The organism is Vibrio maerlii (assembly GCF_003415655.1).
Classification (GTDB): domain Bacteria; phylum Pseudomonadota; class Gammaproteobacteria; order Enterobacterales; family Vibrionaceae; genus Vibrio; species Vibrio maerlii.
The window spans coordinates 354,363-373,155 of sequence record NZ_QRHC01000003.1; the positions used below are offsets into that span (position 1 = coordinate 354,363).

Genomic DNA, 18,793 nt, shown 5'->3' on the forward strand with positions numbered 1-18,793 from the left:
TGACGATTACCCAAAAAGTGAACCCACTTTGCTGGTTGCAGTGTTCGCTGCCATCAATAACCAACCTAGTGAACCCAAGAAACCAAAAATACGTGCCCAGTTATTACGAGCAATCTTCAGGGTATAAAAACCTAAAGCAATGTATGCCAACACACCGGTCAATTTCGTCGTCATCCATGGTGCTGCATCAGTAAATGGCATGAAGCCCGTTACCATAATTAAACCGATACCCGTTAGAAACAAAACGGTATCTACGGCATGCGGAGCTACTTTAATGAATTTGTTCTCCAAAAGAGGAGATGAACGAAGAACAAAAATAAAACGAAGTGTAAAAAGCGCAACACTCAAAGCAATGAACAGAAAGTGTGAGTGTTTTAGTGTCATATACATATTGATTATCTCCATATCGCAAAGGTAACGAAATAAGCAGCGTTTAGCCGTTCCACTTGCCTAGAGTAACGCGGTCGTTACCTGCATAATCTTGTTGAGTTGCAACCATTGAATAGCCGAGAGATTCCAAAAACTCTCTAGTCACCTTTCCTTGGTCATAACCATGTTCAAACGCAATCCAGCCCCCAGTATTGAGGTAACTTCTTGCGTTTGTCGCAATCCAGCGAATATCTGCCATACCTTTGTCATCAGCAACCAATGCACTCTTCGGTTCAAATCGAACATCACCTTGATCTAAATGAGGGTCTTGCTCATCAATATAAGGCGGATTTGACACAATTAAATCAAAGCGTAAATCGCCTATCGGTTCGAACCAGCTACCCAGTACAAAGCGCGCATTACTTATTGAGAGGTTTTTCGAGTTTTCAGTTGCTAGCTGTTGTGCCTCTTCTCTCAGGTCGACACCAATCACCTCACGATTTGGCATCTCCGAGGCTAGTGCCAATGCAATCGCACCCGTTCCCGTCCCTAAGTCTAAAATTGGACCATTGGCATCGATGGTAAGATCAAGTGCAACCTCCACCAAACGCTCAGTGTCAGGACGGGGAATGAGTGTCGAAGGCGACACCTTTAGCGGCAATGACCAAAATTCACGTTCACCGACAATATATGCCACTGGCTTGCCCGTTAAACGTTCACTAATAAGATCATTGATTGCCCCCTGCTCTTCCTCGCTTAGCACTTTATCAGGCCAGGTGAATAAAAAAGAACGAGGTTTGTTTAGGGCATGACAAAGCAACACCGCCGCATCAAGCGACGGTGATTCACTACCATTTGCAGTCAACTGCTCGGTAGCTTGCTTCAATAACTGTTCGACGGTCACTGAAGATGACATATCAGCCAATTACTGGTTGTCTGCCAGAGCAGCAAGCTGATCAGCTTGGTGTTCTTGTAGAACTGGGTCGATAAGGCTTGCTAAGTCACCTTCCATCACTTCATTCAGACGGTAAACCGTTAGGTTAATACGGTGATCCGACACACGGCCCTGTGGGTAGTTGTAAGTACGGATACGGTCACTTCGGTCACCAGAGCCTAGAAGGTTACGACGAGTATCAGATACCTCTGCAGCACGACGCTCTTCTTCAGCTTGAACGATACGCGCAGCAAGAACAGCCATCGCTTTTGCTTTGTTCTTATGCTGAGAACGCTCGTCCTGACACTCTACTACAGTACCTGTTGGTAAGTGAGTAATACGGATTGCAGAATCCGTGGTGTTAACGTGCTGACCACCCGCGCCCGATGCGCGGAACGTATCGATCTTAAGATCCGCAGCTTTGATTTCAGGTAGATCCGCTTCTGGGATTTCAGGCATAACGGCAACAGTACATGCAGATGTGTGAACACGGCCTTGAGATTCTGTTTCTGGCACACGCTGAACACGGTGACCACCCGACTCAAACTTCATTGTGCCATAAACAGCATCACCAGAAATCTTAGCGATCATTTCTTTGTAACCGCCCTGCTCTGATTCGTTGCAGCTCATCACTTCAACGCGCCAGCCTTTTTTCTCAGCAAACTTCGAGTACATACGGAACATGTTCCCAGCGAAGATACCTGCTTCATCACCACCCGCACCTGCGCGAATTTCTAGGAAACAGTTGTGCTCATCGTTCGGATCTTTCGGTAGAAGAAGAATCTGCAGCTCGTCAGTGAGAGTCTCAATGGCTGCTTTCGCTTCTTTGATCTCTTCCTGCGCCATTTCTCGCATTTCTTCGTCGTCTTCGTTCGCCATCTCTTGAGCTGCTTCAAGATCTTCTTGCGCTTGCTGGTAAGATTGGAAACATTTCGTCACCTCTTCCAACTGAGAGTATTCTTTCGATAGTGCGCGGAACTTGTCTTGATCACCGATCACATCAGGATCACCAAGTAGATGTTGAACTTCTTCGTAACGTTCAACTAGCGTTTCTAGCTTAGTTAGAATCGAGGCTTTCATTCTTTTCTTTCCGTATATAGGGGTTAGCGTAAAGTAGTCACACTGGAAACAGTAGCACGGTGTTCATGCCTACTTGTCTAACCCTAGACTTTCTCTAATCACCACCAGCTTTGCAGGTTCACCTTGCTCAGCAGCAGTTTGAAGGGCACGCGTTGGTGCATGAATCAGTTTATTTGTCAGTTTGTTACTAAGCTCTTTCAGAACTTTCTCAGGGTCAGTTCCAGCCGCCATTGACTGCAGTGCTTTATCTAACAAATCTTGGCGAATTTCATTTGCAGATTGGCGGTATTCTCGGATGCTATCCACAGCATAGAGCGAACGCATCCAAGCCATAAAGGCGGCACTTTCTTCACTCACAATAGCCTCAGCTTGAATCGCTTCGGCCTTACGCTGCTCAATATTCGAGCTAATGATAGATTGCAAGTCATCTACCGTGTATAGGTAAGCGTCATTCAACTCACCTACTTGCGCTTCTACATCGCGCGGGACAGCGATATCCACAAATAACATAGGCTGATGCTTACGTTCTTTCAGTGCAGTCTCAACCATACCTTTACCAATGATTGGTAATGGACTTGCCGTTGAACTAATCACAATGTCCGCACGCGCTAAATGCTCTGGGATTTCATTAAGGCTGATAACCTCAGCATCAAACTCTCTAGCCAGACCTTCTGCACGCTCGCGAGTACGGTTAGCCACAATCATCTTGGTACAACCATTTGCGGAAAGATGCTTAGCCACGAGTTCAATAGTTTCACCTGCACCAACAAGCAACACAGTTGAGTCAGATAACGATTCGAAGATGTGTTTTGCCAACGTACAAGCGGCATAAGCCACAGATACAGCGTTACCACCAATATCAGTCTCAGTACGTACACGCTTTGCAACCGAGAATGCTTTTTGGAACCACTTCTCCATTGCGCTATCGACCACGTGGTGCTCACGAGAGTCGGCATAAGCTTGCTTTACCTGACCAAGGATTTGTGGCTCACCTAATACCAATGAGTCCAGACCACAAGCGACACGCATCAGGTGTTTGATAGCAGCTTGGTCTTCATGCAAATACAAGCTAGGCTTTAATTCTTCTGGAGGAACGTCATGAAATTCAGATAACCAACTGATCACACGGCTCTTATTGTCTGCTTTCACATCACAATAGATCTCAGTGCGATTACAGGTTGATAAGATAACTCCACCGTTAACATAGCTGCTTGCTTCCAATTGCTGCAGAGCACCGGATAACTTATCCGGCGAAAAAGCGACTTTCTCGCGTAGTTCAACAGAAGCTGTATTGTGATTAATACCAATAGCGAGCAATGACATGTCGTGAAAAATCTCTGACCTAAAGACAAAATAAGAGACGAATTTTACTTGATGGGGCTAACTAATGAAAGAGCAGCATAGATTTGTTTTGCTGACTATGTGCGGATAAGTGATATAGTCATGAGATATCAACGATTTTTTGGATAGGTTTTGACCAACAATGACGTTATTTTCTTCTGATACCTCGCCACTATCATGGATTGTGCGCAAATTTCGTTTGCTGGTTGTGTTGAGCATCTCATTGTACCTGGTTGGTTGTGCGACGCCGCCAGAGTCAGAAACCAATGTCGACTGGCAACAACACCAAAGCCAGTTGCAAGAGATTACGCACTTCCGCGTCACCGGAAAACTCGGCTATAAAGACTCAGAGCAAAGCCAAAGTCTCAACTTTATTTGGCAGCATTCACCAGAAAAAAGTGAACTAAGATTGACCAATTTTTTGGGTCAAACCATGCTGAACCTAACAACCGATGGCACTTCAACCAAGGTTGATACTTTTGGTGGTGATTCTTATACAGGCTCAAACCCGAGTCAGCTAATCTATCAATTAACGGGCATTATCATCCCATACCAGCAAATGAACAGCTGGATTAAGGGCGTTCCGACATCAAACGACACATACACTCTAAATGAGCAATCGACACTTGCGAGCATAAGTAGCCCTATCACCAATAAACCTTGGCTCCTGAGTTACCAGAGCTATATGGATGTCGCTAGCACAGCCAATGCTCAAGACGCTCAACTACCGATGCCCAAAAGCCTTCGTCTAACACGAGACGACCTTCTGATTAAACTCGCAATTACCAAATGGACCCTGAATCCGTGATCACTGACACCACAAATTGGCCCTCGCCAGCAAAACTGAATCTCTTTCTCTATATCACTGGACGAAAGCCCAATGGCTATCACGAACTACAGACCTTATTTCAGTTCGTTGATCATGGTGATACGCTAGACATTACCGCGAACTCATCAGGTGATATCACGCTATCTCCTGAGATTCCTGGGGTCCCCCTGCAAGTGAATTTAATCTGGAAAGCAGCCACTGCTCTGCAAAAAGCCACTAACACTCAACTTGGCGCCCATATCGAACTGACTAAAGTTCTGCCTATGGGGGGCGGAATTGGTGGTGGTTCTTCCAATGCTGCAACGGTTTTAGTGGCACTTAACTTCCTATGGCAGTTAGGACTTGATAGCGAACAGTTGGCGGATATAGGCTTACACCTTGGGGCCGACGTTCCAGTGTTTGTGAAGGGACATGCCGCATTTGCAGAGGGTGTCGGTGAGCAACTCACAGCAGCTTACCCTGAAGAGAAGGTCTACTTGGTAGTTAAACCAGAGGTGAGCATTGCAACCGTAGACATATTCACACACCCAGATCTGACCAGAAATACGCCAAAACGCTCGCTTGAAACGCTTCTAGCTACAGACTACGGAAACGATTGCGAAAAAATTGTGAGATTGATCTACCCAGAGGTTGATAAGCAACTTTCTTGGCTGCTACAATATGCGCCGTCAAGATTGACTGGCACCGGATCATGCGTTTTTGCTGAATTTGACAGCAAATCCAGCGCAGAAAGTGTACAGAACAAACTCTCTGACAGTGTCTCTGCTTTTATTGCGAAAGGACGGAATGTTTCGCCTTTAATGAAGACACTCGCTGATTACCAATCGGCCTACTCATAATTTATTTAAAAACTGGACGCAACCCTGAGGTTTTTTACCGTGCCTGATATGAAGCTATTTGCTGGTAACGCTACACCTGAACTAGCCCAACGCATTGCTGACCGTCTATACATCTCACTAGGTGATGCTACTGTTGAACGTTTTTCTGATGGTGAAGTATCAGTAAAAATCAACGAGAACGTTCGTGGTAGTGATGTATTCCTAATTCAATCTACTTGTGCACCAACTAACGACAACCTAATGGAGTTAGTGGTAATGATTGATGCAATGCGCCGCGCTTCTGCTGGCCGTATTACTGCAGTAATCCCTTACTTCGGCTACGCTCGCCAAGACCGTCGTGTACGTTCTGCTCGTGTGCCAATCACTGCAAAAGTTGTTGCGGATTTCCTATCTAACGTTGGTGTTGACCGCGTTCTTACTATCGACCTACACGCAGAGCAAATCCAAGGCTTCTTCGATGTACCAGTTGATAACATCTTCGGTACTCCAGTGCTTCTTGAAGACATGCAAAGCCGTGGCCTAGAAAACCCAGTTGTGGTTTCTCCAGACCTAGGTGGTGTTGTACGTGCTCGTGCAACCGCTAAAGCGCTAGGCGATATCGACATCGCTATCGTTGATAAGCGTCGTCCACGTGCTAACGTTTCAGAAGTAATGAACCTAATCGGTGATGTTGAAGGTCGTGATTGTGTAATCGTTGACGACATGATCGATACAGGCGGCACGCTATGTAAAGCTGCTGAAGCGCTAAAAGAGCGCGGTGCGAAGCGTGTATTCGCTTACGCAACTCACGCAGTATTCTCTGGTAACGCATCAGACAACATCAAGAACTCGGTACTAGACCAAGTTATCGTGACTGACTCTATCTCTCTTTCTAAAGAGATGGCAGCGACAGGTAAAGTAACAACACTAAGCCTATCTCGCATGCTAGCTGAAGCGATTCGTCGTATCAGCAACGAAGAGTCAATCTCTGCGATGTTCAACTAATCCCCGATTAGTCTAAACTTTTCAAAAACACCCCTATATGGGGTGTTTTTTTATTTGCGCGTTTTCGAGTACAAGCTACCTCTCGCCCGCTGCGAGTTTTCTGTGCTATCATACTGCGCTTTTTAAAAATGGGAGAGATTGACACCTTGAGCCAGCAAATCAAACTACTCGTAGGCCTTGCTAACCCTGGGCCAGAATACGCAAAGACCCGCCACAATGCAGGTGCATGGGTAGTAGAAGAACTCGCACGCGTACATAACGTAACACTTAAGAATGAAGCTAAATTCTTTGGTCTAACTGGACGCATTATGGTGAATGGTCAAGATCTTCGCTTATTGATCCCAACCACTTTCATGAACCTTTCTGGTAAAGCAGTGGCAGCACTCGCTAAGTTTTATCAGATTAAACCAGAAGAGATCATGGTTGCTCATGACGAGTTAGACCTGCCTCCTGGTGTAGGTAAGTTCAAGAAAGGCGGTGGCCATGGCGGCCATAACGGTCTAAAAGACATCATCAGTAAGCAAGGTAACAATAAAGAATTTTATCGCCTGAGACTGGGTATCGGACACCCAGGTCATAAAGACAAGGTCGCAGGCTATGTGCTGGGAAAAGCTCCAGCAAAAGAACAAGAATGCATCGATGCAGTTGTCGATGAGTCCGTACGTAGCTTAGACATCTTACTTAAAGATGGTCTAACTAAAGCACAAAACCGCTTACACACGTTCAAAGCAGAATAAGGTTATTATCATGGGTTTTAAATGTGGCATCGTTGGCCTACCAAACGTTGGTAAATCAACACTTTTCAATGCACTAACTAAAGCTGGCATCGAAGCAGCAAACTTCCCTTTTTGTACTATCGAGCCAAACACTGGCGTAGTACCTGTGCCAGATCTTCGCTTGGACGCTCTAGCAAAGATCGTTAACCCGCAAAAGATCCTACCAACAACGATGGAGTTTGTTGATATCGCAGGTCTAGTAGCTGGTGCATCTAAAGGTGAAGGTCTAGGTAACAAATTCCTAGCAAACATCCGTGAAACTGATGCGATCGGTCACGTAGTTCGTTGTTTTGAAAACGAAAACATCGTACACGTTTCAGGTAAAGTATCACCTATCGAAGATATCGAGGTTATCAACCTAGAGCTTGCTCTTGCAGACCTAGACAGCTGTGAACGTGCTCTTCAGCGTAATGCGAAGAAAGCAAAAGGTGGTGATAAAGACGCTAAGTTCGAAATCACTGTTCTAGAAAAGCTTCTTCCAGTGCTGACTGAAGGTGGCATGGCGCGTACTGTTGAGCTAGCAAAAGAAGAGCTGGCGGCGATTGGTTACCTAAACTTCCTAACTCTGAAGCCAACAATGTACATTGCTAACGTGAACGAAGATGGTTTCGAAGACAACCCATACCTAGACGCTGTTCGTGAGTTTGCAGCAAAAGAGAACAACGTTGTTGTTCCTGTATGTGCAGCTATCGAATCTGAGCTTTCTGAGCTTGAAGATGAAGATCGTGAAGAATTCCTTGCTGACATGGGTATCGAAGAACCTGGTCTTAACCGCGTGATCCGCTCTGGTTACGAACTGCTCACACTGCAAACATACTTTACTGCAGGTGTTAAGGAAGTACGTGCTTGGACGATCCCGGTAGGTGCGACTGCACCACAATCAGCGGGTAAGATCCACACAGATTTTGAAAAAGGTTTCATCCGTGCAGAAGTTGTTGGTTACGATGACTTTATCGAGTTCAATGGCGAAAGTGGTGCTAAAGATGCAGGTAAATGGCGTCTAGAAGGTAAAGAATACATCGTTAAAGATGGTGATGTGATTCACTTCCGCTTCAACGTTTAATCAATAGCTTGATTAATAACTAGAAAACCGGCGACGTTCGCCGGTTTTTTTATGCCGAAAAGATATAGATAAACAATACATCCTCGTTTCAACATAGTATTTGTAAGGGTAGATGTGCTTTTTTGTTTAGTTTTCGTATATAAACACAGCTCTTTGATTAAAATTAAATCGAACAACCTATTTTGCCAAATTTATTAAAAAAAACTATTGACGGTTTTCTCTCATGTCCGCATAATGCGCCCCGTTCTCAGCGATAAGGCAACTTAGCGATGAGATAGAAAATTGGCTACTTAGCTCAGTTGGTTAGAGCACATCACTCATAATGATGGGGTCGCAGGTTCAAATCCCGCAGTAGCCACCATTTTCTAAGCGCTTTTCATAAGAGCCTTTAGAAAATAAAGAACAACGTTATTGAGATTCACCAATCATCTCCTTAACTACACTCTTTGCTTTAAGAATAAAAAAGCGATGCGGAAGTGGCGGAATTGGTAGACGCACCAGATTTAGGTTCTGGCGCCGCAAGGTGTGAGAGTTCAAGTCTCTCCTTCCGCACCATTATTCTTCTCTTACTTAAAGAGACATGCGATTGACATGTAAAACAATCCAGTTGGGCTATCGCCAAGCGGTAAGGCACCGGCTTTTGATGCCGGCATTCCCTGGTTCGAATCCAGGTAGCCCAGCCACTAATTAAAATATTTTTAATTTACTGTTGAAAATATTGCGACGTTTGATTATATTCTCTCGTCCAAATTTAGTCTTTTGACTAGATGGCTACTTAGCTCAGTTGGTTAGAGCACATCACTCATAATGATGGGGTCGCAGGTTCAAATCCCGCAGTAGCCACCATTTTCTAAGCGCTTTTCATAAGAGCCTTTAGAAAATAAAGACAACGTTATATTGATTTTACCAATTGTCGATATGACTACAGATTTGTTGCGGAAGTGGCGGAATTGGTAGACGCACCAGATTTAGGTTCTGGCGCCGCAAGGTGTGAGAGTTCAAGTCTCTCCTTCCGCACCATTATTCTTCTCTTACTTAAAGAGACATGCGATTGACATGTAAAACAATCAGTTGGGCTATCGCCAAGCGGTAAGGCACCGGCTTTTGATGCCGGCATTCCCTGGTTCGAATCCAGGTAGCCCAGCCACTAATACAACGTTATTGAGATTCACCAATCATCTCCTTAACTACAGAATTGATGCGGAAGTGGCGGAATTGGTAGACGCACCAGATTTAGGTTCTGGCGCCGCAAGGTGTGAGAGTTCAAGTCTCTCCTTCCGCACCATTATTCTTCTCTGCTCATGTCTTCTAAGAGCAATAGAGAGGAAATTGGCTACTTAGCTCAGTTGGTTAGAGCACATCACTCATAATGATGGGGTCGCAGGTTCAAATCCCGCAGTAGCCACCATTTTCTAAGCGCTTTTTATAAGAGCCTTTAGAAAATAAAGACAACGTTATATTGATTTTACCAATCATCGATATGACTACAGAATTGTTGCGGAAGTGGCGGAATTGGTAGACGCACCAGATTTAGGTTCTGGCGCCGCAAGGTGTGAGAGTTCAAGTCTCTCCTTCCGCACCATCATTCTTCTCTTATTTAAAGAGACATGCGATTGACATGTAAAACAATCAGTTGGGCTATCGCCAAGCGGTAAGGCACCGGCTTTTGATGCCGGCATTCCCTGGTTCGAATCCAGGTAGCCCAGCCACTAATTACAACGTTATATTGATTTTACCAGTTATCGATATAACTACAGAWTTGWTGCGGAAGTGGCGGAATTGGTAGACGCACCAGATTTAGGTTCTGGCGCCGCAAGGTGTGAGAGTTCAAGTCTCTCCTTCCGCACCATTATTCTTCTCTTATTTAAAGAGACATGCGATTGACATGTAAAACAATCCAGTTGGGCTATCGCCAAGCGGTAAGGCACCGGCTTTTGATGCCGGCATTCCCTGGTTCGAATCCAGGTAGCCCAGCCACTAATACAACGTCTAGTTGATTCACCAATCATCAGCTAAGACTAYAGAATTGATGCGGAAGTGGCGGAATTGGTAGACGCACCAGATTTAGGTTCTGGCGCCGCAAGGTGTGAGAGTTCAAGTCTCTCCTTCCGCACCATCATTAGAGACCCAGCTTCTAGCTGGGTTTTCTTTTATCTGCTCTCCTGCTCAGTGACCCCTTTCAGCTTTTGTTACTAAAATCACCTTTCTAAAACAGTCTACTAGTAAACCTTTTAGCCAAAATATCGGACAATAGGTGTTTCAATATTTGGCACACTAGGACGTATCGCTGTGGAACCTATTACTCTTCTCATTGGCTGCTACACCAATAACAACACGCTAAGCAAAGGTGTTCAGACCATATCATTTGATCCTGCTGATGGCAGCTTCAGCCACAAACAATCACTTTTAGAATGTGACAACCCCTCATTCGTGACCAAAGTGGAAAATGGCTTCTACGCGATCACCGAGCTAACAAAACAAGAGCAGCCTCAGCTTGTTTTCCGATCAAATGATAACCTCAACAATCAACATGACATCGACGGCGACCACCCTTGTCATATTGCCGTGTCTAACAAGTTTGGTCTCATAGTCACTTCACAATACACCTCGGGCAGTTTCGATATTTTCACTCGAGACTCAACTGGGTCGATTAGCGAAAGGTTAGCGACCTTAATAATGAGTGGTTCAAGTATTCATCCAAAGCGCCAGACTGCACCTCATGCCCACCAAGCTGTTTTCTTAGAAACGAGAGATCAGATGGCAACTGTCGATCTAGGTGGCGACAAGATTAGGTTGTTTGATATTCAGCGTTCTGAGTCAGGCCAATACTCTTTCCCTGAAGCAGAAACCATTGTTTTACCTGCAGGTAGTGGCCCTCGCCATCTGGTATTCAATTCGACAGAAGAAATGCTATACATATTGTGTGAGTTGACTGAAGAGTTGTTTGTAGCTCAACGAGATAATGGAAAATGGAACCTGGTTCAACAGCTTAAGCTACTGCCAGACACTGAGATTGGAGAAGCCGCAGCAGCAATAAAGCTCTCTTCAGACAGCCGCTTCCTGTACACGTCGAGCCGTAAACAATCACGAATTAGCTGCTTTGCTGTTAATCAAGAGTCAGGGCTTGTTGAATATAAAGATAGTTACTCTACACAAGGGGTATTTCCTCGTGATTTTGCAATCATCGCAAATGGTGAGTGGTTAATTACAGCCAACCAACATTCTAATGATATGGCGAGCTTTAAAGTAAACAAAGAAACGGGAACTCTTATGTTTAGCGGAAATAAAGTAGAGATCGGTGAGCCTGTTTGTATTGTTGAGTGTTGATAAACAATCTCTGACAACCAAGCTCCGATTGCAGGAAACAAAAAAGCTCCGCCTCGGAGCTTTTTCATCATTTATTAATTCTTCCCTGCTTACTCGACTTATAAGCCTAATGCGTACTTTAAGACTTGGTCTTTAATGGGTCCTGATTGCTCTGCTAGCTTAAGGGCTGCATTACGAACAAACTTAGCTGGCCCAAGATCATTACTGAACGTCTTGTAAAAGAAGTCCATGCCCGTTTGCATCAATAAGTTGTCACCACGACGCTTTATCTCATATTTACGCATCTGCTTTTCAGTGGCGGGCTCATCACTGGCGCACACCTCCAACAGCGCTTTCACATCTTTAAAACCTAAGTTCACACCCTGCCCTGCTAATGGGTTAATGGTATGCGCAGAGTCCCCAACCAATACACAACCTCGTTTGAAGTAGTTCTGAGCGTGTCGACGGGTCAAAGGAAATGAACCTGCTTGTAGAACTTTAATAGGCCCTAACTCAGAGGGAAAGTGCTGAGCAATCTCTCGCTCTAATGCGGTATTAGATAGCTGCTTGAGTTCACGGATTCTTCTGGCGGAGTCATACCAAACCAATGACCCCTGCCCGACTTCTTGCCCATCCTTCTCCAAAGATGCCAAAGGCAGGAACGAGCGTGGGCCCGAAGGCATAAATTGTTGCCAAGTAATATCTTGTTGAGGCAGCTCAGTTTCAACATTGATAAGCATGCAATCCTGACGATAATCCCATGCAGTAATGCCGATACCAGCCATCTGACGGACCATAGAGTTTGCACCATCAGCCCCGATGATCCAGCCTGTTTCAAGCACTTCGCCAGAGTCTAAAGTCACCTGATTAACGTCACCAAACTCAATGCGCTCTAGTTTATCAGAGCAAAACAGAGTTAGATTGTCATGGTGCTCAAACTGCTCCCACAGGCCCAGTTGAATCACTCGGTTTTCGACAATATAACCAAGCTGTTCCATATCTAAGGAATCAGCATGGAACCGTGTACGGCACTCTGGGTGCTCCCAAGTCTCCAATCGTTTGTAACGACAGACTCGTTTCGATGAAATGCCAGACCAAGCCCCTAAAGACTCCAACAGGTTAACCGAATTCTGTGAGATGGCGGATACTCTTATATCCAGTGGCTGATCTTGTTCAAATGCCTTCGGTGCAAAGTTTTCGACAACCGCCACCTGTTTTCCTTGTTTAGCAAAACCCAGAGCTACAGCGGCTCCAACCATGCCACCACCAATCACTACAAAATCGAACTTGGTCATTTTATGTACTTTATCACTTTGATTCTTTGACTGTTTTTCATTGTACTTTTTCCCAATCAAATTACGACCAGTTTTCCCCATTAAAGAGAGGTCAAGATCAAAGCTATTTACCTGTTTTTCACTACTAGTCAGCGTCGATTGAAACCAGTACAATACGCGGCTTGCCAAAGGATGGCACCAATATAACCATGGATGAGAGTGGTTTAAGATAAACCGAATCAACACTGGGCGATTTGCTCCCTTAATTTAAACTAACGATCGAGCGAAATTATGAGTAAGAAACTGCTAATTAAAACCTGGGGATGTCAGATGAACGAATACGATTCATCAAAAATGGCAGACCTTCTAAACGCAGCCAATGGCTACGAACTGACGGAAGTTCCAGAAGAGGCAGATGTACTTCTACTCAACACCTGTTCTATTCGTGAAAAAGCACAAGAAAAGGTGTTCCACCAGCTTGGTCGTTGGAAAACACTTAAAGATAAGAAAGATGGTGTTGTTATCGGCGTGGGTGGCTGTGTAGCAACTCAAGAGGGTGACCATATTCGTGAACGTGCACCTTACGTTGACGTAATCTTTGGCCCACAAACACTGCACCGCCTACCAGAGATGATTAAACAATCTCTGAGCGACGAAGCGCCTGTAATGGATATCTCTTTCCCTGAGATCGAAAAGTTCGACCGTCTGCCTGAGCCTCGTGCTGAGGGTGCGACAGCATTCGTTTCTATCATGGAAGGCTGTTCTAAATACTGTACTTACTGTGTAGTACCATACACGCGTGGTGAAGAAGTTAGCCGTCCAATGGATGACGTGCTTTTTGAGATCGCACAACTAGCTGAGCAAGGCGTACGTGAAGTAAACCTACTAGGTCAAAACGTAAACGCATTCCGTGGTCCAACACACGAGGGGGACATCTGCACGTTTGCAGAACTGCTTCGTCTTGTTGCATCAATTGATGGCATCGACCGTATTCGCTTTACCACAAGCCACCCGCTTGAGTTTGGTGATGACATCATCGCAGTTTACGAAGATACGCCGGAGCTTGTGAGCTTCCTACACCTACCAGTACAAAGTGGTAGTGACCGTATTCTGACGAACATGAAGCGCCCTCACACGGCGATTGAGTACAAATCAATCATTCGTAAACTACGTAAAGCGCGCCCTGACATTCAAATCAGCTCTGACTTCATCGTTGGTTTCCCTGGCGAAACAGACATGGATCATCAAGCAACAATGAAGCTGATCAAGGACGTTGATTTCGATATGAGCTTCAGCTTTATCTTCTCTCCTCGTCCAGGTACACCTGCTGCCGATTACCCATGTGATCTGCCTGAGCAAACGAAGAAAGAGCGCCTATACGAGCTACAGCAAGTTGTAAATAGCCAAGCTATGCGTTACTCACGTCAAATGCTCGACACTGAACAGCGCGTTCTTGTCGAAGGCCCATCGAAGAAGAATCTAATGGAGCTTCGTGCGCGAACTGAAAACAACCGCGTAGTAAACTTCGAAGGCAGTGCAGACCTGATTGGTCAGTTCGTTGACGTAAAAATCACAGACGTATTTGCAAACTCTTTGCGTGGTGAAATCGTACGTACAGAGAAAGAAATGGACCTACGTTCTATCATTTCTCCAACGCAAATGATGGCAAAAACCAAGCGTGAAGATGAGCTGGGTGTAGCGACCTTTACGCCATAAGCTTTAATTGAGCTAAGTAAGCTTGAAAAACCCTGAGTAAGTGACCATCTTAGAAACAGGGATATCGCCATAAGAAGCCCGGTCCCAATCGGGCTTTTTGCTCTTTATTTTACAGTGGAGCAAGTGGCAAACATTGAGAGGCTAATTTGAGCAATAAAATTGTAACTCTAGAAATCAATCTAGAACCTTCTGATAACCGCAGACTTGCAAGCCTATGCGGTCCATTTGATGACAACATCAAACACTTAGAGCGCCGCCTAGGCGTTGAAATCAACTACCGTAGCAACTTCTTTACGATCGTAGGTAAGCCACATACCTCGGCAGCTGCTCTTGATATCATCAAATCACTGTATGTTGATACGGCGCCAGTTCGAGGCCAGATTCCAGATATCGAACCAGAGCAAATTCACCTGGCAATCAAAGAGTCGGGGGCATTAGAGCAAACTACAGAAAGCGACTTCGAGCACGGTAAAGAAGTCTTTGTTAAGACGAAAAAAGGCGTTATCAAGCCTCGTACACCTAACCAAGCTCAGTACTTAGTGAACATGGTTACTCACGATATCAGCTTTGGTATTGGTCCTGCTGGCACAGGTAAGACCTACCTAGCTGTTGCTGCGGCTGTAGATGCACTTGAGCGTCAAGAGATCCGTCGAATCTTACTTACTCGTCCTGCAGTAGAAGCAGGTGAAAAACTCGGTTTCCTACCAGGTGACCTAAGCCAGAAAGTCGATCCATACCTGCGCCCTCTTTACGATGCATTATTTGAGATGCTTGGCTTTGAGCGTGTAGAAAAGCTTATCGAGCGTAACGTAATTGAAGTTGCCCCACTGGCTTATATGCGTGGTCGAACGCTTAACGATGCGTTTATCATTCTTGATGAAAGTCAGAACACCACCGTTGAACAGATGAAGATGTTCCTGACACGTATCGGCTTCAATTCTCGTGCCGTAATCACTGGTGATGTAACGCAGATCGATTTACCTCGTGGTGCCAAGTCCGGCCTTCGCCATGCTATTGAAGTTCTGAGCGAAGTAGACGATATCAGCTTTAACTTCTTCCAATCAGACGACGTGGTTCGTCACCCTGTTGTTGCTCGTATTGTTAACGCGTATGAGAAGTGGGAAGCGAAGGATCAAAAAGAGCGTAAAGAGCGCGACCGTATTCGCCGCGAAGAGCGTGAAGCGCAGCAAGCGGCTAACCAAGCACTAGTGGAAGCGGCAGCAACTGCAAGCAATTCGACAGCAAAAGAGAGTAACTGAACATGAGCATCGAACTAGATCTGCAACTTGCGGTCGAAGATGAGCAAGGTTTACCGTCTGAGCAAGATTTTCAAACTTGGCTAGACAAAACCATTCCTCAGTTTCAGCCTCAAGCGGAACTAACGATTCGCATCGTTGATAGTGAAGAAAGCCACCAGCTTAACCACGAGTATCGTGGTAAAGACAAGCCAACTAACGTTCTGTCTTTCCCATTTGAAGTGCCACCTGGTATTGAGATGGATCTGCTGGGTGACCTAATCATTTGCCGTCAAGTGGTTGAGCAAGAAGCAAAAGAGCAGAATAAACCTCTGTTGGCACATTGGGCCCATATGGTTGTACATGGCAGTCTTCATCTGCTAGGTTATGATCATATCGAGGACGAAGAAGCCGAAGAGATGGAGTCACTCGAAACAGAAATCATGCAAGGTATGGGCTTTGAAGACCCTTACTTTTCTGAGAAAGAGTAGTCGATAGGGCCATCACCTTATCGCTACTGATGTGAGTTACCACACATCTGGTAACACTAACGACTAGAGATAAAATGAACGAAGACAATTCGCCCTCACACCCCGAAGGCAAAAACGAAAAATCTGAAGGTCCGAGTAGAAAGTCCTTCTTTGAACGCCTAGGTCAAATCTTTCAAGGCGAACCAAAAGACCGCCAAGAGCTTGTAGATGTTATCCGCGACTCTGAAGAAAACGACCTAATTGACCACGACACTCGCGACATGCTTGAGGGTGTTATGGAAATCTCAGAAATGCGAGTACGTGACATTATGATCCCACGCTCGCAAATGGTTACGGTAGAACGAACCGATGATCTTGATACGCTCATCGAACTGATTACCGATGCTCAACACTCTCGCTATCCAGTGATCAGTGAAGACAAAGACCACGTTGAGGGCATTCTATTAGCGAAGGACTTACTTAAATACTTAGGATCAGGCAGTTCACCGTTTGATATCGAAGAAGTCATCCGCCAAGCTGTTGTGGTTCCTGAAAGTAAACGCGTTGACCGTCTGCTTAAGGAATTCCGTGAAGAGCGTTACCACATGGCTATCGTGGTTGATGAATTCGGTGGTGTATCTGGGCTTGTTACCATTGAGGATATCCTTGAAGAGATTGTTGGTGAAATCGAAGACGAATTCGATGACGAGGAAGAAGTCGATATTCGTAAACTGAGTAAACACACTTATTCAGTGAAAGCACTAACAACCATTGAAGAATTCAATGATCAATTTGGCACCAACTTCAGCGATGAAGAAGTGGATACTGTGGGTGGTATGATCATGACCAACTTTGGTCACCTACCGTCTCGTGGTGAGTCAATTGATATCGAGGGTTACTTGTTCAAGGTGACTTCAGCAGATAGCCGAAGAGTCATTCAACTTCAAGTCACCATTCCTACTGTGGAGTCGGTGCAACCACAAGAAGAATAATCACCTCAATGATAAAATCACTTTATCGTTCCTTAGGGCTGCCAGTATTGGCAGCCCTAGCTGGAGCCGCTTCAACTCTCGCTTTTGCTCCATACTCGGCGTGGTACGCCGCGCTTATTAGTCCACTCATTCTGTTACTACTGATCCAAAATACCTCTCCAAAGCGAGGCTTTGCCCTTGGTTATTGCTGGGGATTTGGTCAGTTTGCGACAGGTATAAGTTGGGTTCACATTAGCATCGACAACTTCGGTGGTATGCCAAAGGTAGCCAGTCTGTTTTTGATGTTCCTGCTAGTCGCTTATCTTGCCGTATATACGGGCTTATTCGCCGCTTTATTGAACAGGTTTACACCACAAATATCTAAGACTCGCCTGCTTGTTGCCGCACCTGCTTTATGGCTTATCAGTGACTGGCTACGTGGTTGGATCATGACGGGGTTCCCATGGCTATGGCTCGGTTACAGCCAAATAGACACTCCTCTTGCTAGCTTTGCTCCTATTGGTGGTGTTGAGTTACTAACGCTTCTCGTAACCATATCAACCGGTGCAGTCGCTTACGCGCTAATGAGTAAACGTTGGTCGATTCTTTTGATCCCAGCTGTCATTTATACATTCGGCTTTGGTATTCGCCATGTAGATTGGGTGACCCCAAAACCGCAACAAACGACCGACGTCGTCCTTATTCAAGGCAACATCGACCAAGCTTCAAAATGGATTCCAAGCAACCGTTGGCCAACCATTATGACGTACATGGATACAACTCGTGCGAACTGGGACGCCGATATTATCGTTTGGCCTGAGGCAGCTATTCCTGCCTTTGAACTCGAGCTGCCGTCTTTCTTGAGTAACCTAGATTCTGCTGGAAAAATGAATGACAGTGCAGTGATCACAGGTGTCGTCAACCGCTCTGAAGATAAGCAGTACTACAACAGTGTGCTTACTCTGGGTGTCACCCCATATGGCGATTACAGCTACGATTTAGAAGAGCGCTACCATAAGCATCACTTACTACCATTTGGTGAGTTTGTACCATTTGAAGATATCCTGCGTCCATTGGCCCCTTTCTTCAATTTACCAATGTCGTCTTTCAGTCGTGGTGCGTATATCCAGCCTAATATCGTTGCAAATGGCCGCCATTTGGCCCCGGCATTGTGTTACGAGATCATCTTCAATGAGCAGTTACGTCAGAACATTACGGATGAGACAGACTACATCCTTACGCTCTCTAACGACGCATGGTTCGGTGACTCAATCGGTCCTCACCAGCATATGGAAATCGCTCGCATGCGTGCTCTTGAGTTTGGTAAACCGCTTATTCGCTCTACCAATAATGGGGTGACTGCAGTAACCGACTATAAAGGTAATATCACTCATGAACTACCTCAGTTTGAGTTTGGGGTGTTAAAAGCCACGATGACTTCTACAGAAGGAAGCACACCCTACAAAACGCTAGGCAGCTGGCCGTTGTATGTTTGGGTATTGGTCAGTTTAGTTTGGGGATGGCGTAGAAGCACCTAGTTGCTAGAACCTAGTGCCTAGATTTTTGAAAAGTTTTATTCTAGGTACTAGGCACTCGCTTCTAGGTA

The 18,793-nt window shown here is 45.3% G+C and carries 16 protein-coding genes and 13 tRNA genes; 24 read left to right on the forward strand and 5 right to left on the reverse strand.

Annotation, left to right across the window (positions count from 1 at the left end; translation table 11 throughout):
- Nucleotides 1–6 precede the first annotated feature (6 nt).
- The 4 genes from DPF91_RS05935 to hemA form a co-directional block, all read right to left on the reverse strand.
- Complete coding sequence (locus DPF91_RS05935; protein WP_117233519.1) at nucleotides 7–390, reverse strand: SirB2 family protein; 384 nt, start codon at nucleotides 388–390, stop codon at nucleotides 7–9.
- Between the two features lie 43 nt (nucleotides 391–433).
- The gene (prmC, locus tag DPF91_RS05940; protein ID WP_117233520.1) at nucleotides 434–1,285 is read right to left on the reverse strand and encodes a peptide chain release factor N(5)-glutamine methyltransferase; all 852 of its coding nucleotides are present in this window, start codon (nucleotides 1,283–1,285) and stop codon (nucleotides 434–436) included.
- A 9-nt stretch (nucleotides 1,286–1,294) separates the two neighbouring features.
- Complete coding sequence (prfA, locus tag DPF91_RS05945) at nucleotides 1,295–2,383, reverse strand: peptide chain release factor 1 (protein WP_117233521.1); 1,089 nt, start codon at nucleotides 2,381–2,383, stop codon at nucleotides 1,295–1,297.
- Between the two features lie 69 nt (nucleotides 2,384–2,452).
- Complete coding sequence (gene hemA, locus DPF91_RS05950; RefSeq protein WP_117233522.1) at nucleotides 2,453–3,706, reverse strand: glutamyl-tRNA reductase; 1,254 nt, start codon at nucleotides 3,704–3,706, stop codon at nucleotides 2,453–2,455.
- A 160-nt stretch (nucleotides 3,707–3,866) separates the two neighbouring features.
- Here hemA and lolB point away from each other — a divergent pair, with 160 nt between their 5' ends.
- From lolB to DPF91_RS06045, 19 genes are all read left to right on the forward strand, one after another.
- Nucleotides 3,867–4,532: a lipoprotein insertase outer membrane protein LolB gene (lolB, locus tag DPF91_RS05955; protein ID WP_117233523.1), complete on the forward strand. Its 666-nt coding sequence runs from the start codon at nucleotides 3,867–3,869 to the stop codon at nucleotides 4,530–4,532.
- On the forward strand, nucleotides 4,514–5,392 hold the full coding sequence (gene ispE, locus DPF91_RS05960; protein WP_117233524.1) for a 4-(cytidine 5'-diphospho)-2-C-methyl-D-erythritol kinase: 879 nt from the start codon (nucleotides 4,514–4,516) through the stop codon (nucleotides 5,390–5,392). Before lolB ends, ispE begins: the two co-directional genes overlap by 19 nt.
- A gap of 39 nt (nucleotides 5,393–5,431) precedes the next feature.
- Complete coding sequence (locus DPF91_RS05965) at nucleotides 5,432–6,376, forward strand: ribose-phosphate pyrophosphokinase (RefSeq protein ID WP_117233525.1); 945 nt, start codon at nucleotides 5,432–5,434, stop codon at nucleotides 6,374–6,376.
- A 146-nt stretch (nucleotides 6,377–6,522) separates the two neighbouring features.
- Nucleotides 6,523–7,113 (forward strand): aminoacyl-tRNA hydrolase, encoded by a 591-nt coding sequence (gene pth, locus DPF91_RS05970; protein WP_117233790.1) that lies wholly within the window; start codon nucleotides 6,523–6,525, stop codon nucleotides 7,111–7,113.
- A gap of 10 nt (nucleotides 7,114–7,123) precedes the next feature.
- Nucleotides 7,124–8,215: a redox-regulated ATPase YchF gene (ychF, locus tag DPF91_RS05975; RefSeq protein WP_117233526.1), complete on the forward strand. Its 1,092-nt coding sequence runs from the start codon at nucleotides 7,124–7,126 to the stop codon at nucleotides 8,213–8,215.
- Between the two features lie 284 nt (nucleotides 8,216–8,499).
- Nucleotides 8,500–8,576 (forward strand) — tRNA-Met (locus tag DPF91_RS05980).
- 109 nt (nucleotides 8,577–8,685) lie between these two features.
- Nucleotides 8,686–8,770: transfer RNA gene (locus tag DPF91_RS05985), tRNA-Leu, on the forward strand.
- A gap of 53 nt (nucleotides 8,771–8,823) precedes the next feature.
- Nucleotides 8,824–8,898: transfer RNA gene (locus DPF91_RS05990), tRNA-Gln, on the forward strand.
- Between the two features lie 86 nt (nucleotides 8,899–8,984).
- Nucleotides 8,985–9,061 (forward strand) — tRNA-Met (locus DPF91_RS05995).
- Between the two features lie 89 nt (nucleotides 9,062–9,150).
- A tRNA-Leu gene (locus DPF91_RS06000) sits at nucleotides 9,151–9,235 on the forward strand.
- A 52-nt stretch (nucleotides 9,236–9,287) separates the two neighbouring features.
- Nucleotides 9,288–9,362: transfer RNA gene (locus tag DPF91_RS06005), tRNA-Gln, on the forward strand.
- A gap of 53 nt (nucleotides 9,363–9,415) precedes the next feature.
- Nucleotides 9,416–9,500 (forward strand) — tRNA-Leu (locus tag DPF91_RS06010).
- Nucleotides 9,501–9,546: 46 nt separating this feature from the next.
- Nucleotides 9,547–9,623 (forward strand) — tRNA-Met (locus tag DPF91_RS06015).
- A gap of 89 nt (nucleotides 9,624–9,712) precedes the next feature.
- Nucleotides 9,713–9,797 (forward strand) — tRNA-Leu (locus DPF91_RS06020).
- Between the two features lie 52 nt (nucleotides 9,798–9,849).
- Nucleotides 9,850–9,924 (forward strand) — tRNA-Gln (locus tag DPF91_RS06025).
- 55 nt (nucleotides 9,925–9,979) lie between these two features.
- Nucleotides 9,980–10,064, forward strand: a tRNA-Leu gene (locus tag DPF91_RS06030).
- A 53-nt stretch (nucleotides 10,065–10,117) separates the two neighbouring features.
- A tRNA-Gln gene (locus tag DPF91_RS06035) sits at nucleotides 10,118–10,192 on the forward strand.
- A 54-nt stretch (nucleotides 10,193–10,246) separates the two neighbouring features.
- Nucleotides 10,247–10,331 (forward strand) — tRNA-Leu (locus tag DPF91_RS06040).
- A 173-nt stretch (nucleotides 10,332–10,504) separates the two neighbouring features.
- A complete protein-coding gene (locus DPF91_RS06045) occupies nucleotides 10,505–11,542 on the forward strand; it encodes a lactonase family protein (protein ID WP_164684058.1) in 1,038 nt (345 codons plus the stop codon).
- A gap of 98 nt (nucleotides 11,543–11,640) precedes the next feature.
- Here DPF91_RS06045 and DPF91_RS06050 read toward each other — a convergent pair whose 3' ends face one another.
- Nucleotides 11,641–12,816 carry a 2-octaprenyl-3-methyl-6-methoxy-1,4-benzoquinol hydroxylase gene (locus tag DPF91_RS06050; protein ID WP_117233791.1) on the reverse strand — a complete coding sequence of 392 codons (1,176 nt, stop codon included), beginning with the start codon at nucleotides 12,814–12,816 and terminating at the stop codon, nucleotides 11,641–11,643.
- 270 nt (nucleotides 12,817–13,086) lie between these two features.
- On the opposite strand from DPF91_RS06050, the gene miaB reads away from it, so the two are divergent.
- The 5 genes from miaB to lnt all read left to right on the forward strand — a co-directional run bounded on the left by miaB (nucleotide 13,087) and on the right by lnt (nucleotide 18,725).
- Nucleotides 13,087–14,511, forward strand: a complete 1,425-nt coding sequence (miaB, locus tag DPF91_RS06055; RefSeq protein ID WP_117233528.1) for a tRNA (N6-isopentenyl adenosine(37)-C2)-methylthiotransferase MiaB — start codon at nucleotides 13,087–13,089, stop codon at nucleotides 14,509–14,511.
- A gap of 146 nt (nucleotides 14,512–14,657) precedes the next feature.
- Nucleotides 14,658–15,770 (forward strand): PhoH family protein, encoded by a 1,113-nt coding sequence (locus tag DPF91_RS06060; protein WP_117233529.1) that lies wholly within the window; start codon nucleotides 14,658–14,660, stop codon nucleotides 15,768–15,770.
- A gap of 2 nt (nucleotides 15,771–15,772) precedes the next feature.
- The gene (ybeY, locus tag DPF91_RS06065) at nucleotides 15,773–16,237 is read left to right on the forward strand and encodes an rRNA maturation RNase YbeY (protein WP_117233530.1); all 465 of its coding nucleotides are present in this window, start codon (nucleotides 15,773–15,775) and stop codon (nucleotides 16,235–16,237) included.
- Between the two features lie 74 nt (nucleotides 16,238–16,311).
- Nucleotides 16,312–17,208 carry a CNNM family magnesium/cobalt transport protein CorC gene (corC, locus tag DPF91_RS06070; protein WP_117233531.1) on the forward strand — a complete coding sequence of 299 codons (897 nt, stop codon included), beginning with the start codon at nucleotides 16,312–16,314 and terminating at the stop codon, nucleotides 17,206–17,208.
- Between the two features lie 8 nt (nucleotides 17,209–17,216).
- Nucleotides 17,217–18,725, forward strand: coding sequence for an apolipoprotein N-acyltransferase (lnt, locus tag DPF91_RS06075; RefSeq protein ID WP_117233532.1), 1,509 nt, complete (start codon nucleotides 17,217–17,219; stop codon nucleotides 18,723–18,725).
- The last annotated feature ends 68 nt before the right edge of the window (nucleotides 18,726–18,793 follow it).

Excerpts from the sequence above, each read along its gene's own strand:
- DPF91_RS05935 (WP_117233519.1), bottom strand. The coding sequence starts at position 390 with ATGTATATGACACTAAAACACTCACACTTTCTGTTCATTGCTTTGAGT.
- prmC (WP_117233520.1), bottom strand. The coding sequence starts at position 1,285 with ATGTCATCTTCAGTGACCGTCGAACAGTTATTGAAGCAAGCTACCGAG.
- prfA (WP_117233521.1), bottom strand. The coding sequence starts at position 2,383 with ATGAAAGCCTCGATTCTAACTAAGCTAGAAACGCTAGTTGAACGTTAC.
- hemA (WP_117233522.1), bottom strand. The coding sequence starts at position 3,706 with ATGTCATTGCTCGCTATTGGTATTAATCACAATACAGCTTCTGTTGAA.
- lolB (WP_117233523.1), top strand. The coding sequence starts at position 3,867 with ATGACGTTATTTTCTTCTGATACCTCGCCACTATCATGGATTGTGCGC.
- ispE (WP_117233524.1), top strand. The coding sequence starts at position 4,514 with ATGGACCCTGAATCCGTGATCACTGACACCACAAATTGGCCCTCGCCA.
- ychF (WP_117233526.1), top strand. The coding sequence starts at position 7,124 with ATGGGTTTTAAATGTGGCATCGTTGGCCTACCAAACGTTGGTAAATCA.
- DPF91_RS06050 (WP_117233791.1), bottom strand. The coding sequence starts at position 12,816 with ATGACCAAGTTCGATTTTGTAGTGATTGGTGGTGGCATGGTTGGAGCC.
- miaB (WP_117233528.1), top strand. The coding sequence starts at position 13,087 with ATGAGTAAGAAACTGCTAATTAAAACCTGGGGATGTCAGATGAACGAA.
- ybeY (WP_117233530.1), top strand. The coding sequence starts at position 15,773 with ATGAGCATCGAACTAGATCTGCAACTTGCGGTCGAAGATGAGCAAGGT.
- corC (WP_117233531.1), top strand. The coding sequence starts at position 16,312 with ATGAACGAAGACAATTCGCCCTCACACCCCGAAGGCAAAAACGAAAAA.
- lnt (WP_117233532.1), top strand. The coding sequence starts at position 17,217 with ATGATAAAATCACTTTATCGTTCCTTAGGGCTGCCAGTATTGGCAGCC.